This window comes from Variovorax rhizosphaerae (assembly GCF_037889975.1).
GTDB lineage: Bacteria > Pseudomonadota > Gammaproteobacteria > Burkholderiales > Burkholderiaceae_C > Variovorax > Variovorax rhizosphaerae.
The window spans coordinates 68,650-84,799 of record NZ_JBBKZT010000027.1 but is presented as its reverse complement, the minus strand read 5'-3'; the positions used below and the strand labels follow the sequence as shown (position 1 = coordinate 84,799).

General features: G+C 66.2%; 12 protein-coding genes and 1 pseudogene. 10 read left to right on the top strand and 3 right to left on the bottom strand.

The window, feature by feature from the left end; genetic code table 11:
• On the top strand, positions 1–499 hold a 499-nt coding region (locus WKW82_RS34740; RefSeq protein ID WP_340347296.1), incomplete at its 5' end, for an aldehyde dehydrogenase family protein.
• 204 nt (positions 500–703) lie between these two features.
• Entirely contained in the window at positions 704–1,300 is a 597-nt protein-coding gene (locus tag WKW82_RS34735; RefSeq protein ID WP_340347612.1) for an HD domain-containing protein, read from the top strand.
• A 220-nt stretch (positions 1,301–1,520) separates the two neighbouring features.
• On the opposite strand, the gene WKW82_RS34730 is transcribed toward WKW82_RS34735, so the two are convergent.
• The 3 genes and pseudogenes from WKW82_RS34730 to WKW82_RS40690 all read right to left on the bottom strand — a co-directional run.
• A complete protein-coding gene (locus WKW82_RS34730) occupies positions 1,521–3,152 on the bottom strand; it encodes an arylsulfatase (RefSeq protein WP_340347611.1) in 1,632 nt (543 codons plus the stop codon).
• A 417-nt stretch (positions 3,153–3,569) separates the two neighbouring features.
• Complete coding sequence (locus WKW82_RS34725; protein ID WP_340347609.1) at positions 3,570–5,135, bottom strand: arylsulfatase; 1,566 nt, start codon at positions 5,133–5,135, stop codon at positions 3,570–3,572.
• A 208-nt stretch (positions 5,136–5,343) separates the two neighbouring features.
• Positions 5,344–5,613: pseudogene (locus WKW82_RS40690) on the bottom strand (SDR family oxidoreductase); the annotation flags it as partial.
• A gap of 141 nt (positions 5,614–5,754) precedes the next feature.
• Here WKW82_RS40690 and WKW82_RS34720 point away from each other — a divergent pair.
• From WKW82_RS34720 to WKW82_RS34685, 8 genes are all read left to right on the top strand, one after another.
• Positions 5,755–6,195 (top strand): MerR family transcriptional regulator, encoded by a 441-nt coding sequence (locus WKW82_RS34720; RefSeq protein ID WP_340347607.1) that lies wholly within the window; start codon positions 5,755–5,757, stop codon positions 6,193–6,195.
• A 5-nt stretch (positions 6,196–6,200) separates the two neighbouring features.
• Positions 6,201–8,489: a VIT domain-containing protein gene (locus tag WKW82_RS34715; RefSeq protein WP_340347606.1), complete on the top strand. Its 2,289-nt coding sequence runs from the start codon at positions 6,201–6,203 to the stop codon at positions 8,487–8,489.
• A gap of 69 nt (positions 8,490–8,558) precedes the next feature.
• Positions 8,559–8,795 carry a DUF2789 domain-containing protein gene (locus WKW82_RS34710; RefSeq protein WP_340347604.1) on the top strand — a complete coding sequence of 79 codons (237 nt, stop codon included), beginning with the start codon at positions 8,559–8,561 and terminating at the stop codon, positions 8,793–8,795.
• On the top strand, positions 8,788–10,857 hold the full coding sequence (locus WKW82_RS34705; protein ID WP_340347603.1) for an AsmA family protein: 2,070 nt from the start codon (positions 8,788–8,790) through the stop codon (positions 10,855–10,857). The genes WKW82_RS34710 and WKW82_RS34705 overlap by 8 nt, the downstream gene beginning before the upstream one ends.
• Positions 10,858–11,010: 153 nt before the next feature.
• Complete coding sequence (locus tag WKW82_RS34700) at positions 11,011–12,204, top strand: acyl-CoA dehydrogenase family protein (RefSeq protein ID WP_340347602.1); 1,194 nt, start codon at positions 11,011–11,013, stop codon at positions 12,202–12,204.
• A 60-nt stretch (positions 12,205–12,264) separates the two neighbouring features.
• Positions 12,265–13,422 carry an acyl-CoA dehydrogenase family protein gene (locus WKW82_RS34695; protein ID WP_340347601.1) on the top strand — a complete coding sequence of 386 codons (1,158 nt, stop codon included), beginning with the start codon at positions 12,265–12,267 and terminating at the stop codon, positions 13,420–13,422.
• A gap of 18 nt (positions 13,423–13,440) precedes the next feature.
• On the top strand, positions 13,441–14,532 hold the full coding sequence (locus WKW82_RS34690) for a CaiB/BaiF CoA transferase family protein (RefSeq protein WP_340347599.1): 1,092 nt from the start codon (positions 13,441–13,443) through the stop codon (positions 14,530–14,532).
• Positions 14,533–14,570: 38 nt separating this feature from the next.
• Entirely contained in the window at positions 14,571–16,136 is a 1,566-nt protein-coding gene (locus tag WKW82_RS34685; protein WP_340347597.1) for a long-chain-fatty-acid--CoA ligase, read from the top strand.
• The last annotated feature ends 14 nt before the right edge of the window (positions 16,137–16,150 follow it).

Sequence of the window (16,150 nt, the reverse complement as noted above, 5' to 3'; positions counted from 1 at the left end):
AGCGCGTTCGCGCGGCGCCACGGTGGTGCAGCTGGTGCCGGGCAAGGCCTATGACCGCAGCATCCGCAAGATCGCGCCGCACATCGTGTTCAACGCACCGGAAGACTGCGAACTGATGCAGCGCGAGATCTTCGGGCCGATCCTGCCGATCCGCACCTTCGCGCGGCTGGACACGGTCATCGACACCATCAATGCCGGGCCACGCCCGTTGGCGGTGTATCCGTTCAGCTACGACAAGCGCGTGATCCAGACGGTGCTGGACCGGGTGATGTCGGGTGGCGTGTCGGTCAACGATGCGCTGTTCCACGTCGGCCAGCACGACCTGCCTTTTGGCGGTGTCGGCGAGTCCGGCATGGGCCACTACCATGGCCATGAAGGCTTCGAGACCTTCTCGAAGATGCGCCCGGTTTTCTATCAAGCGCGCTTCACTTCGATGAAGTTCATGATGCCCCCGTACGGCAAGTTCGCCGATCGGGTGTTCAAGTTCCTGATCAAGTAAACACCGTTCGAGGCGAGTCCGGGTAGTCGGTTGCCGACTGCCGTCCTGCCGTCGCCGGCAAGGCGTCCATTGGCGTCATCGCGCGCGCATGCTGCCCTTTATGATGGCATGCGAGCCGCCGCCTTGGCCTGCCGTCTGCAGGGTCGGGCCTTTCGACGGGACGTCGCCCAACAATACCAATTACCCCACTCTGGAGACCTCCAAATGAACCAACGTGCCACATTCACCCGCATGGAAGACAGTACCTTTGCCGAATGGCAGGTCATCCGTAGCGATTTCGCCGATTTTTCCAAGACGCTGCCTGATCGCGTGATCAAGCATCTGCGCCTGCTCGAGAACGACTACGGCGGCTTCCCGGTCGATCGCTACACGCACTGCCTGCAGACCGCCACCCTGGCCGCACGCGATGGCCGCGATGAGGAGTACATCGTGTGCGCCCTGCTGCATGACATCGGCGACACGCTCGGCACCTTCAACCATCCGGACATCGCCGCCGCCATCCTGAAGCCATTCATCTCTGAAGAGAACCACTGGATGGTGCAGAACCATGCCGTGTTCCAAGGCTACAACTTCTTCCACCACCTGGGCATGGACCGCGACATGCGCGACCGTTTCAAGGACAACCCGAACTACACGCGCACCGCCGAGTTCATCGAGCTCTACGACAACCCGGCGTTCGACTGCAACGCCAAGTTCATGCCGATGGAAGAGTTCGAACCCATGGTGCGCCGCGTGATGGCGCAACCGCGCAACTCGCTCTACAAGGCTGCCCTCGAACAGAAGGAAAAGGTCAGCGCCTGAGCGTCGCAAGAGGCGCCGTCAGTACCGTCACGTTCGGCGCGTACTGACGAATGTCAGGCGCGCGCTCCGGGAATCCAGCGCGACCCGGGGCGTGACGCCTGCAGGTCGTTCCACGGCTGGAAGCGCCCGATCCCCCACACGCAACCCCGAGGCGATTCGGGTTGCATCAGAGCGCAACCCTCACGATGCCGGGCCTCGCCCGGCATCGTTCATTGCAGGCTCACTGCTGCCCCTTCTTGACAGCGTCCTCGATGATCTTCGACACATCGAAAGTGTTCGAGCCTTGCGCCGGGGGGAATTCCTGCAGGCTCTTGATGTGCGCGCCGAGGCGCTCGTTGATGGGTGCGAACTGCCACGAGACCTTCTGCAACAGATGCCCGTAGGAGTCGATGGAGTCATAGCTCTCCATCGGGTCCATGCGGACGTTGAACACCAACGGCATCGCGCGCTTGACGATGTTGCCGTAATAGTTTTCCTTGGTGCTGAAGTGCCACTTCCACGGGCCGTAGCGCACCGCGGTGACTTGGGACTCGATGTAGAAGATCTCGAAGTCACGTGCCGATTCGGTGGATTTTCCGGTCCAGTAGTCGAGGTTGTTGAGGCCGTCGACAAACCATTTGTTCGACTGCTTCAAGCGGTCGGCCACGTCTGGCGCGCCCGCTGCGGCGGCAAGCGACACGTACAGGTCGGTGTGATCCTGGATGCCGTTGAGCATTTGACCGGGCGGGATCTTGCCGGGCCAGCGCACCATGGCCGGAACGCGGACGCCGCCTTCATACGTGGTCATCTTCTCGCCACGAAACGGTGTCGTCGCACCATAGGGCCATGAGGAATGCTCGGGGCCGTTGTCGGTGGTGTAGACGACGATGGTGTTCTGCGCCAGGCCTTGCTCGTCCAGCCACTTGAGCACCAGGCCGATGTCACGGTCATGCTGCATCATGCCGCTGCCGTGGATGTCGGCTTCGCTGGTGAACTTCTCGGCCAGGTAGCGGTCCCTGTCCGACAGGTGCGTGTAGAGATGCATCCGGCTCGTGTTCAGCCAGACGAAGAACGGCTGGTTGGCGGACTTGGCATCGCCCATGAACTTCTCGGCGCGCGGTATCACTTCCGTGGCATCGAAGTCCTCCATGCGCTTGCGCGTGAGCGGGCCGGTGTCGGTGCACCTCTGCTTGCCCACCTTGCCGAAGCGGGGATCGACCGTCGCGTCGTCGGCGGCGGTGGCCACGCAGTCGAGCACGCCTCGGGTGCCGAACTTCTTTTCGAAGGCTTCCAGGCCGCCCGGGTAGTTCTTGGCAATGGCCTGGTAGTCGCGTTGCTCGGACTCTTCCTGCGTGTTGAGGTGGTAGAGGTTGCCATAGAACTGGTCGAAGTCATGCACGGTAGGCAGGTGTTCGTTGTTGTCGCCCAAGTGGTTCTTGCCGAACTGCCCGGTGCGGTAGCCCTGGGTCTTCATGACATCGGCCAGGGTCGGGGTGCTCTTTTTCAAGCCAAGCTTGTCACCGGGCAGGCCCACGGTGGTCATGCCGCTGCGGATGGGCAGTGCACCTGTGATGAAGGCGGCGCGGCCCGCCGTGCAGCTCGGTTGCGCATAGTGGTCGGTGAACTGCGCACCTTCCCTGGCGATGCGGTCGATGTTCGGCGTCTTGTAGCCCATCGTGGACAGGCCGTAGGCGCTGACGTTCTGCCAGCCGATGTCGTCGCCAAAGATGACCAGGATGTTGGGGCGTTGCGCCGGGGTGGCCTGCTGGGCGCTGGCAACGAAAGGGCTCACGGCCAGCGCGGCACTCAACGAGAGTCGCCCCACCAGGCGGGCCAGGCCGTTCGACGGCCGTTCAGCAATTCGAGAATTCATGAAAACTCCAATATGTGAATCGAGAGCCATGCTCGGCGTGGACCCGCACGAAGAAGCCAGGTGCGGCCGACTTGGCAGTGAGCGACTGAAACGCGAAGCGATCCTACTCGCGAGCGAAGCAACAATCACTACGCCTGCCGGCGGACTTTGTTGCCCGCGTCGACCCTTCGACGATGGCTGCAGCTGCGCTGCCGCTGCCGCTGGGGTTCCAGCCGACAGCGGCTCCCCCGCGAGCACGTTGTCCCAACCGAATGAGGCAAAAAGGATTCGTTTGGAGCGCCTGCCGTCCGTTCGGATCGGTCACCTCGATCCGCAGTTGTGCAATCCGGATCGGGGCCTCCTGCTCGAGCTTGCCGGGCAGCGCGGCCACGGCACCGCGACGGCCCGAGGCCAGTTCCGCATCGGGCTTGTGGTTGATCAGCCCCCGCCCGCCGCGGCCTCCGACATCTTCGCCAGCGCATCGTCGATCGTGAAGGTGTTGGGCTTCTGTATCGGCGGGAAGTCCTTGAAGGTTGCAGCGAACTTGTCGGCGATGGCATAGGCGCCGTACAGGATGTACGCGTGGTACAGGAACCACTGGTAGTAGCTGTTGGAGGTGATGTCGGCGCGCTCGAAGGGGTCGGTTCGCAGGTTGAAGAGCTTGGGCAGTCGCAGGGCGATGAAGGGCTCGGCCCAGATGCCCATGGTGCCTTGCAGGCGCTGCTCCATGAACACCACCTTCCAGTTGTCGTAGCGGATGCCGAGGATGTCGCCGTCGTCGCTGATGTAGACGAAGAGCTTGCGCGGACTCTCCTTTTCCTTGCCGGTGATGTGGCCCAGAAGGCTGACACCGTCGATGTGGTTCTTGTAGGTTCGCCCGATCGCGTCATAGCCCTTCTTGCACTTCTCGACGATGTCCGGATCACCTGCCATCTCGAGGAAGGTGGGCAGCCAGTCGTGGTGCTGCACGATGCCGTTGGAGATGCTGCCGGCCGGAATCTTGCCGGGCCAGCGCACGATCATCGGGATGCGGAAGGCACCTTCCCAGTTGCTGTTCTTCTCGCTGCGGAACGGGGTCATCGCGCCGTCGGGCCAGCTGTTCATATGCGGGCCGTTGTCGGTCGAGTACATGACGAAGGTGTCTTCGGTAATGCCGAGTTCGTCGAGGTAGTCCAGCATCTGGCCGACGTTCTTGTCGTGGTCGATCATGGTGTCGTGGTAGGGCGACTGCCAGCGGCCGGCCTGGCCCATGCTCTCGGGCTTGGTGTGCGTCACGAAGTGCATGTGCGTGGTGTTGAGCCACACGAAGAAGGGCTTGCCGTCCTGGTGCTGGCGGCCGATGAAGTCCTTGGCGGCATCGACGAACTCGTCGTCGCAGGTTTCCATGCGCTTGACGTTCAGCGGGCCGGTGTCCTCGATCTTCTGCTTGCCGACGCGGCCCCAGCGCGGTTCCTCGGTGGCGTCGTCCTTGTCGGTGGCCCAGGAGTGGATCACGCCGCGCGGGCCGATCTGCTTCTTGAAGTCGGGGAAGTCCTTCTCCGGGTAGTAGTCGTACATCTCCGGTTCCTCCTCGGCATTGAGGTGGTAGAGGTTGCCGAAGAACTCGTCGAAGCCGTGGTTGGTGGGCAGGTGTTCGTTGCGGTCGCCGAGGTGGTTCTTGCCGAACTGGCCGGTGGCATAGCCCCTGGTCTTGAGCAGCGCGGCGATGGTGACGATCTTGGTGTTCATGCCCACGGGCGCGCCGGGGATGCCGACCTTGGAAAGTCCTGTGCGGTAGACGCTCTGGCCGGTGATGAAGGACGAGCGCCCGGCGGTGCAGGACTGCTCGCCATAGGAGTCGGTGAACTTCATGCCCTCTGCGGCCAGCCTGTCGATGTTGGGGGTCTGGTAGCCCATCAGGCCGTGGGTGTAGCAGCTGAGATTGGCAATGCCGATGTCGTCGCCCCAGATCACTAGGATGTTCGGTTGCTTCGTTGTTGCAGCCGCACTTTTCGCCTTGGCCATGCGTACTCCTTTCGGGTAGGGATGAAGAGCGCCCGCAGCCGCATGAGCCTGTGGGCACTGAGTTGGGCATCATCCGGCAGGGCGCTGGGGCACGCAATGTGCCTGCGTGCAGGCGCGATTGCCCTTTGGTGCGCTTGGCGCTTGCAGGCCCGCCGCGCGTGGGTCGGCAACGGGCCTCAGACTGCTGTGAATCCGCGTCCACGGCTTGGGCAATCCCGGTCACGAAGGACGCGTCGCCGGAGCACAGCCACAGCACTGCCGCGGCGACTTCCTCCGCCTCGCCGATCCGTCCGAGGGGATGCGGCGCCGCGATGCGTGCTGGCGATTCCGGATCCAGTTCGGCCCAGCGTGCGGCCATGGGGGTTCGGATGACCCCCGGTACACGGCGTTGATGCGGATGCTTTTCCGGGCGAATTCGGCCATCGACGCCTCCGGGTTGGCGCAGGAATTGGTTGGCGGCGATGGCGATGCTTCCCATGTGGCCCAGCCGTTGGGATCCGGCTCCGCTTGCGTGGAAGCAGGACGAGAGGGCAAACCGTGCGCGACCCGACGCGTCGTCCGAATCGAGCATCGGGGCATGCCACTTGTTTAATACAGTAGTAATGTCATAATAAACTGTATGAAACAAGATCCAGCCCCACCCAGCCACGCCTTGGCCGACCTGTGCGCGCTCGTGGACCTGCCGCCGCGCACGGTCCGCTACTACGTGCAGATCGGCCTGGTCGACCGGCCCGAGGGCGAGACGCGGGCCGCGCGCTACGGTGCGCGCCAGGTCGAGCAACTGTTGCTTGTCAAGAAGTGGACGGCGGCGGGTGTGTCGCTGGATCGGATCAGGGAATTGCTCCAGGGCGCGGAGGCACCCGTGCCGCCACGACCGCGCGCCGCGGGCGCCATCGAGGTCTGCAGCCATCTCACGGTGGCCGACGGCATCGAGCTGGTGATCGAGCCCGGGCGGGCCGGTCTGTCGCCGGAGCAGGTGCGTCGCCTCGCCAGGGGCGTCATGGCGCTGTTTGCGCAAATCACGCAGGCCGATGCCGGCCCGCAACAACAAGAAGGATGAAAGCAATGCGATCACTGCAAGAAGCTGCCTGCCTGAAGAGTCGCACCGGCGCGCCGGTCCTGCTGGAGGGCGTCCGTGCCGAGGGAGACGTGCGCGGTGCGTTGTTCGAGATGTCGGTGGAGCAACGGTTCAGCAACCCGACGGACACGCACATCGAGGTGGTCTACACCTTTCCGCTGCCGTGGGGCGCGGTGCTGCTCGGGGTCGAGGTGACGCTGGGCGACAGGAAGCTGTCGGGCACCGTGGTCGAGAAGAAGGAAGCCGAGGCCACGTATGAAAAGACGCTGGCCGCCGGCGATGCGGCCATCATGCTGGAGAAGAACCGCGACCAGAGCTACAGCCTGAACCTGGGCAACCTTGCTGCAGGGGAGTCGTGCACGGTGCGCCTGCGCCATGTGCAGTTGCTGAAGTTCGAACAGCGCGGCCTGCGTCTGCTGGTGCCGACGGTCATTGCGCCGCGCTACGGCAACGCGGTGGCAGACGGCGGGCTGCAGCCGCACCAGGTGCCGGTGCACGACGTGCTGGCCGAATATCCGTTCGATATTTCACTGCGCGTGCATGGCGACTTGGCGCGGGCGCGGGTGGCCTCGCCGAGCCATCCGACTTCGGTGTCGACGCGGGATGGCGTGCTCACCGTCGCGCTGGCGCGGCGCGGGGCGCTCGACAGGGACTTCGTGCTGGTGGTCGATGAATTGGCGCAGGACGCCGTCGGCGTGCAGGGGATCGATGCGGTCGTGCCGGGGCAGGTGGCGGCGCTGGCGAGTTTTTGCCCGCGCATCGCGGGGAATGGGCCTCGCCATGTGGCCGTGAAGATGCTGGTGGATTGCTCGGGCTCGATGGCGGGGGACAGCATCGATGCGGCGCGGCGGGCGCTGCAGGCCATCGTGCATCAACTGCAGCCGGAGGACCGGTTCTCGTTGTCGCGCTTTGGCAGCACGGTGCAGCATCGCTCGCGCGGATTGTGGGCGGTGACCGAGGTGACGCGGCTTGCGGCGCAACGCTGGGTGGGCGATCTGCAGGCGGATCTGGGCGGGACGGAGATGGAAGCGGCGTTGGCCTCCACTTTCGCGCTCGCGTCCGGCGAGGGTGGCGATGTGTTGCTGGTGACCGATGGCGAGATTCATGGCATCGACGCGACCATCGCGGCGGCACGGAAGTCGGGGCATCGCGTCTTTGCGGTGGGTGTTGGCAGCAGCCCGGCGGAGTCGCACTTGCGCCGGTTGGCGGAGTCGACTGGCGGTGCCTGTGATTTCGTTGCCGCGGGCGAGGTGGTGGAACCGGCGGTGCTGCGGATGTTTGCGCGGCTGCGCTCGCCACGCGTGACTGGCATGGCCATCGAGTGGCCTGGCGAGGTGCGGCCGGGCTGGGTCTCGGCGCTGGACACGGCTGTGTTCGATGCGGACACCGTCAGCGTGTTCGCGCTGTTGCCCGCGGCGCTGGCGGGCACGGTGCGCCTGACGGGTGTGCGCGCTGACGGGGTTCGGGAGGTGATCGGTGAAGTGCTGTTCGCGCCAATGCCGGAGGCCACGGACGTGCTGGCAAGGCTGGCTGCATCAGTGCGCGTCGACGCAATGCAGGGCAGCGACGAGACGAAGGCCGCAGCCGCCCTGGCTGTGGACTACCAACTCGTGACCGCAGGCACCAACTTCCTGCTTGTGCATGCCCGGGCGGATGGCGAAAAGGCCATGGACATGCCGGAACTGCACCAGGTCGCACCGATGGTGCCGGCGGGGTGGGGCGGTGCCGGGGCCGTGGCCGCATCGCATCGCGCCGCGCCGACGCGTTCCATGAGCCCGCGCATGCGCAACTACGCGGCCAGGGTGAACGTCATGGCAGGTCCGACCGGCGACATCGAACTGCCCGCATTCCTGAGGAGGGCCACTGACGACGACCGCAATCTTTCCATGGAGCGCGTCATGCCCTACAGCGCAGGCGGCGACAACATGAGGTACGCCATGCTCGACAAGGCAGGCGGCGACGGACTGACGCCCTTTGAGTTGCAGAAGGCCCTCCGCCTGCTCGAGGCCGAGGCCTTGCCAAGGAACTATGCGGATCTGCTCGGGCTGGGTGTGGGCCGCGCCCTCGTCGAATGGCTCCAGCTGACCGTCGGGCCCACAGCCGACGAGCGCGCGGTGGTGGACGCCTTCGTTCGCATCATGGCGGACGTCGAGTTCCCCTCGGAGCTGTTCGGCGACTGCGGATTGACCGTGGAGCTCGACGAGGTGGGGCAGAAGCTGGCGGCGTCCCTGTTGCCGGACATGAGCGAGTCCCTGTGGCCCGACGCCGTGTATTGATGGGTATCGCCTGAAAGCGCTCGCCAAAGCCTTTGTCATTTCCAGGTTCCGTGCTTACAGTGCGGGATCATGGACACGACACCTCACACCCTGCAGACCCTGTTCGCGCAACTCGGCTTGCCCGGCGCCAACGAGGCGGACATCGAGCGATTCGTCGCCGGGCATCGCCCGCTTGCGCCAGACGTGACACTGGCCGATGCGCCGTTCTGGACGCCGGGGCAGGCGCAGTTCCTGCGCGAGGAGATCAACGAGGACGCCGAGTGGGCGGAAGTGGTCGACCAGTTGAACGCGATGCTTCGTGCTTAGCAGTCCGGGCGCTGCACCTGCCGCACAGACTCGCGGCCCGGCGCGGCGCTTCCTTCGCATTGCCGGCATCCTGCTGGCCGTCCTCGGCCTGCTCGTCGTCGGGGCACTGGTCGCCTCGCGGCAGGCTTTCCCGCCGGCACGCCTTGCCGCCTTGCTCGCCGAGCATGCCAGCACGGCCACCGGGCGCGCGCTGCGTATCGACGGCGAGCTGAAGTTCCGCCTCTGGCCGACCCTTGCCGTCGAGGCCCGCGACATCTCCCTGGCCAATGCGGATTGGGCATCGGCGCCGCAGATGGTGCATGCCGACCAGGTCGCCTTCGAGTTGTCGCTGCAGGACTTGCTGCATCGCGAGTTGCGCATCCTGAGCATCGAGGTCAAGGGCCTGGACCTCGACCTCGAATCCGACGGCAAGGGCCGCTTCAACTGGCAATTGCCGCACCAGCAAGCGGCGGCGTCGCCCAAGGGCGGCTCGTCCCTGCAGGCACTCGACCATGTCACCGTGACCGATGCGCGGGTGCGCTACCCCGCTGGGAAGGGTGGCAAGGGCGGCACGGGCGGTGACATGCGCCAGCTCGACATCGACTCCTTCAGCCTGGCCGTGCAGAGCGACGGCAACGCGCTGAATGCCACGGTCACGCTCGGCAAGCAGCCTTGGAAGATCGAAGGCCGCACCGGGCCGCTCGCAAAACTGCTTGGCGGCGCGGACGAATGGCCGCTCGCGTTGAATTTCAGCACCGAGGGCGCATCGCTTTCCGCGCAGGGCGCGCTGGGCGATGGCGCGAGTGCGAACACGTTCAACGGCAAGGTCGCGTTGCGTGTCACCTCCGGCGCGGTGCTGCCGTATTTCGCGTCGGCCGCAGCGGCATTGCCGATGCCGTTGGAAGTGGATGCGACCATGAGCCTCACGCCGAAGGTTGTGCATGCCGAGTCGATGACCTTGTCCATGGCCGGACAGCAGTTCACCGGGGGCGTCGACGTGCAGACCGAGCCCTTGCGGGTGCAGGCGGACCTTGCCGCAACGACCCTCGACCTGGCCCGGCTGTATGCCCATGCCGCACCGGCCTCCGCCCCTTCGACATCCGCGAAGACACCCAAGCCCTTGTTCGGCGACGCACCCTTGCGCTTCGAAGACCTGCCGTCCATCGATGCGGAAATCGCCCTCAAGATCGACCGGTTGGACGTGCCCGGCCTGCCACCCATTGCCGCCCTCAACGCGCGGCTGACCAACACGAACGGCCTGCTCGACGTGGGCCGGCTGGATTTCACTTTCGCGGACGGGCCGGTTCGCACCCGACTCAAGGTCGCGCAACGTGCCGGCGCCGCGCCGCGGGTGGAGGCGCAGGTCGAGGCCCGGTCGCTTTCCGTCGACGTGCTCGATGCCATGGGGCCTGGCAACGTCAAGCATTTCGTCGGCGGACGCGCGAACCTGGACCTCCAACTCGTGATGGTCGGCCAGACGCCGGCGAAGCTCGCGGCCTCCGCAACCGGCAACGCACTGTTCACGGTGAGCGGCGTCGCACTGGCCGGCAAGTCGAGCGCGCTCGACCAGAACATCGTCGCGCGTGTCCTTGAAGCGCTGCTGCCAAAGTCGGTGTCGCATCGGGATCTGACGATCCAGTGCATCGTGGCGCGCCTGCCCCTGCGCAACGGCGTGGCGGCGATCGACCATTCGATCGCCATGGAGACTTCGCAAATCGCTGTGTCGGCCAATGGCGAGGTCAATCTGGTGCGGCAGACCATCGGCCTCGCATTCCAGCCCCGGGCCAAGAAGGGCCTGGACCTGAAGGCGGCCAACCTCGTCCAACTGCTGCTGCTCGCCGGCCCGTTGCAGGCGCCGGAACTCAGCATCAATCCGCTGGGTGCGGCCAAGCAGGCGGCCGACCTGGGCATTGCCGCGGCGACCGGTGGCTGGTCCCTGCTGGCGCCGGCGATTCGCGCACGGCGGGGCGAGTCGGTGTGCGATTTTGCGGCGTCGGGTAGCACTTCTGGCAAAGGCGACGCGGCATCGGGCAAGGATCAGCGGCAGCCGTTTCGTCCCATCCGGAACCTGCTGGGGCGCTGAGTTGGCTGGCACGTTGCTCACGGCGCGTTCGGGCGGCTGGCCAACCGTTTCTTCCAGCTTGAACTTGCAAGCAGGTTCGTCCGATCCGACGATGCCGCCACGCCGCCCCAGCCGGCACACTCGCGGCTTCTGCCCGATGAGAGACAAGACGACATGGCCTGGAAACTCAGCCCTGCGGAGACCGCCTTCAGGGACGAGGTGCGCGACTTCCTCGCGCGTGAACTGACGCCGGAGCTTCGCGTGGCCGGCCGGCGCTGCTCCGGCATCTTCAACGACTACGAGGACGGGATCGCGTGGCACCGCATCCTTGCGAAGCGCGGCTGGAGCACGCCAAAGTGGCCGGTCGAGCATGGCGGCACCGGGTGGTCGCCGATGCAGCACTACATCTTCGCGAGCGAGGTCTCCACGGCCAATGCGCCGCGCGTGGCGCCGATGGGCACCGGCATGGTGGCGCCGGTGATCATCGCCTTCGGCACCGAGGCGCAGAAGCGCGCCTGGCTACCCGGTATCCGCTCCGGCGACGACTACTGGTGCCAGGGCTATTCGGAGCCGCAGTCGGGCTCCGACCTGGCGTCGTTGCAATGCAAGGCGGTGCGCGACGGCGACCACTACGTGATCAACGGCACCAAGATCTGGACCACGCACGCGCAGTACGCCAACAAGATGTTCTGCCTGGTGCGCACCCGTTCCGGCGGCAAGGCACAGCAGGGCATCAGCTTCCTGTGCTTCGACTTCAAGACGCCGGGCATCACGGTGCGACCGATCATCAGCATCTCCGGCGACCACGAACTGAACCAGGTGTTCTTCGATGACGTGCGCGTGCCGCTCGACAGCCTGCTCGGCGAGGAGGACCAGGGCTGGTCGGTGGCCAAATACCTGCTGCAACACGAGCGCGGCGGCGCCTGGACGCCGATGCTGCGCGAGCGCCTGCGCCGTTTACACACCGCTGCCGATACGGCCTTCGCGCATCGCGATGCTGGCGACATGGCCGCGGCCGACATGGCGTTGCGATTGGCCGAGATCGAATGTGCGATCGACGCGGTCGAGGCGACGGAACTGCAGCAACTGCGGGCGCAGGCGCGCGGCGAGCCGCCGGGCATCCGGCCGTCGATGGGCAAGGTGCTGGGTTCCGAATTGCGCCAGCGCATCACGGAACTGGCGGTCGAGATCGCGGGCCCGCAGGCCGCCATCGATATGCCGATGGCCGACTGCGAACTGGACGACATGACCGTGCCCGAAGAGGCCGTGTTCGCCATGTCGGCCTACCTCAACGACCGCGCGGCATCGATCTACGCAGGCACCAACGAAGTGCAGCGAAACATCATTGCCGCGCAGATCCTGAAATGAAGATCACACCCCAATGGGCCTGCGGACGCGCGTGGACCGAAGCGCGGGGGAGCCACTGAAATGAGCACAAGCACCGACCAGGAAGACACGCTCGCGATGCTGTGCGACAGCCTTGCGCGCTATCTCGACGACCAGCACAGCCTGCCGCAACGGCTGCATGCGTTGGCGCAGGCCGATAGCGCGCCGCCGCCGTTCTGGCAAGGACTTGCGAACGAGCTGGGCCTGCTCGGCGTGGCTTTGGCGGAGGCGCAGGGCGGCCTCGGCGGCGGAATGGCCGCGCACGCCGCGATGATGGAAACGCTGGGCGGCGCATTGGCCGCCGAGCCTTATCTCTCGACCATCGTGATCGGTGCCGGCCTGCTGCAACGCAACCCCGGCGCGCAGGCCGATGTGCTGCTGGCACGGGCCGTTGCGGGCCAGGCGGTGATCGCCTTCGCGCACACGGAGACGCAAGGGTGGCATGACCGCGCCGAAGTGCAGGCCACGCTGGTACCGGATGGCGATGGCTTTCGCCTGGATGGCCGCAAGTCGGTCGTGCAGTCGGCGCCCTGGGCCAGTCACTTCATCGTCAGTGCGCGCAGCAGCGGCAGCGCACGCGAACAGGGCGGGCTTTCGCTGGTGCTGGTGCCACGCGACACGCCGGGTGTGCGCATGCGCCCCTATGCCACGCGCGACGGGGTCCGCGCCGCCGAGATCGCATTCGACGGCGTGCGCCTGCCAATGGACGCGCTGCTTGGCAACGAAGGCGGCGCACTGCCGCACATCGAGCAAGCTCTCGACGAGGGCACGCTGGCCGTCTGCGCCGAAGCCACGGGCGTCATGCGCCGCCTGATGCGCGACACGCTCGACTACGTGCGCCAACGCAAGCAGTTCGGCGTGCCCATCGCGAGCTTCCAGGTGCTGCAGCACCGGCTGGCCGACATGCACATGGCCTTGGAGCAGGCGGCGGCGCTCACCAGCAGCGTCGCGGAGTTGTTGGACGACGCAGAGCTTGGTGCCGAGCAGCGTGCACGCGCCGTGTCGTCGGCCAAGGTCGCTGTCGCCAAGGCCTGCAAGGCGGTCGGGCAGGGTGCGGTGCAACTGCACGGCGGCATGGGCATGACGGAGGAACTGGCCGTGGGCCATTACGTGCGCCGGGCCACGCTCATCGAAGGCCTGTTTGGCCCCGCTTCGTGGCACTTGCGCCGCGTGGCCCGGCTGCAGGCATCGGCAAGTTGACAACCAGGGGAGATTGAAATGGCAGGACCACTGCAAGGGCTACGGGTGATCGAGATGGCGGGCATCGGCCCCGCGCCGTTCTGCGCGATGCTGCTCGCCGACATGGGCGCGGAGGTGATTCGCGTCGAACGACCGGGCACGCCGGCCAGCAAGCACGACATCCTCTCGCGCGGCCGCAGCACGCTGCAGCTCGACTTGCGCGCGGCCGGTGCGACGCAGACGATGCTCGATGCCATCGCGTCCGCCGACGTGCTCATCGAAGGGTTCAGGCCCGGTGTGATGGAGCGCCTCGGCCTCGGCCCCGACACCTGCCATGCGCGCAACCCGCGACTGGTCTACGGCCGCATGACCGGCTGGGGCCAGCATGGGCCGCTGGCGCAGGCGGCCGGGCATGACATCAACTACATCGCGATCAGCGGCGCGCTGCATGCCATCGGCCGCAATGGCGAGGCGCCGGTGCCGCCGCTCAACTATGTCGGCGACTTCGGTGGCGGCGCGATGTTGCTGGCCGTGGGCGTGCTCGGCGCGCTTCACGAATCGAAGCGCTCGGGCAAGGGCCAGGTGGTGGATGCCGCGATGACCGATGGCGCCGCGCTGCTGTCGGCCATGATGTACGGCTTCAAGTCCGCCGGCCGCTGGAACAACAACCGCGGCGAGAACTTCCTCGACGGCGGCGCCCACTTCTACGACACCTATGCCTGCGCCGACGGCAAGCACGTGGCCATCGGTTCCATCGAGCCGCAGTTCTATGCGCTGCTGCGCGACCGCTGCGGCCTGGCCGACGATCCGGCCTTCGATGCCCAGATGGACAGCGCGCGCTGGCCGCTGCTCAAGCTGCGGCTGGCCGATGTGTTCCGCACCCGCACGCGCGACGAATGGTGTGCGCTGCTGGAAGGCTCGGATGCCTGCTTCGCGCCCGTGCTCGATTGGGACGAGGCGCCCGCACATCCGCACAACGTGGCGCGTGGCACTTTCGTGAACGTCGATGGCGTGGTGCAGCCCGCGCCCGCGCCGCGCTTCAGCCGGACCGCGCCCGACCAGCCTGATGGCCTGCCGCGCGAGGATGCTGCCGCCGTGCTGCGCCGCTGGGGCATGGCTGCGACTTCGTAGCGTCCAGGCCGAATCAAGAACACAAGGAGACGACCCGCATGTACATGAGCCTCACCTTGCCCCTGCACAAGGGCCGTCGCGAGAAGCCGGGCGCGACCGCGGTGGTCTGCGGCGACCGCCACCTGGACTTTGGCGAATTCACCGAGCGCGTCGCACGCCTGGGCGCTGTGCTGCAGTCGCTCGGCATGGGCAGCGGCGACCGCGTCGGCATGATGAGCCTCAACTCGCATCGCTTCGTCGAATACTTCTTCGGTACCTGGTGGGGCGGCGGCGTCATCAACCCGGTCAACATCCGCTGGAATCCGAAGGAGGTCGCCTATTCGCTGGACGATTGCGACACGCGCATCCTGCTGGTCGACGACCTGTTCGCGCCGATGGCGGCGGAGCTGCGCAAGCTCTCCACCTCGCTGCGCACCGTGATCCATTGCGGCGACGGCCCCGTACCCGAAGGGATGCTGGGCTACGAGGCGCTGCTGGCCGCGGCCACGCCCATCGACGATGCGCCGCACGATGCCGAGGAACTCGCGGCCGTCATGTACACCGGCGGCACCACGGGTCGGCCCAAGGGCGTGATGCTCACGCACGGCAATATCTACACCAACGGGCTGAGTTCCATCGCCGCTGTGCCGCGTGATGCGCGCGGCGCCGCCACGGTGATCGGCGTGCCGATGTTCCATGTGGCCGGCTGCGGGTTGTCGGTGCAGAGCATGCTTCGGCTGGTGCCGCAGCATGTGCTGCCGATGTTCGACGAGGTCGCGATCCTGCAGGCCATCCAGACGGCGCGAGCGACCGAGCTGTTCCTGGTGCCGACGATGATCAAGCGCGTGATCGAGCATCCGCGCTTTGCCGAGTTCGACCTGTCGAGTTTGAAGATGCTGTTCTACGGCGCGGCGCCCATCGATGTCGCGCTGCTCGAACAGGCCATGCGCGCGCTGCCGCAGAGTTCCTTCGCGCAGGCCTATGGCATGACCGAGCTGGCTCCCACCGTGGCCATCCTGATGCCGTACAGCCACCTGCCCGGGCCGGACCGCAATCGCCTGCTTCGCTCGGCCGGCACGCCCGTGCCTGCTGCCGAAATCCGCATCGTCGACGCGAGCGACAACGAAGTGCCCGTTGGCCAGGTCGGCGAGATCTGCGCGCGCGGACCGACCGTGATGAAGGGCTACTGGAACAAGCCGCAGGAGACGGAAGCGGCGTTGCGCGGTGGGTGGATGCACACCGGCGACGGCGGGTACATGGACGAGCACGGCTTCCTGTTTGTCGTCGACCGCATGAAGGACATGATCGTGAGCGGCGGCGAGAACGTGTATTCCGCCGAGGTCGAGAACGCCATCGCGCAGATGCCGCAGGTGCTGATGTCCGCGGTGATCGGCGTGCCCGACGACAAGTGGGGCGAGCGCGTGCATGCGGTGATCGTCAAGCGCGAGGGCGCCGAGATCAACGCCGACGCCATCATTGCGCACTGCCGCGACCAGATCGCCAGCTACAAATGCCCGCGCAGCGTGGAGTTCCGCGATGCGTTGCCGCTGTCGGCGGCGGGCAAGCTGCAGAAGTTCCAGTTGCGCGAACCTTATTGGGCCGGACGCGAAAGACGCGTCGGCTGAAGAGCATTCACAGG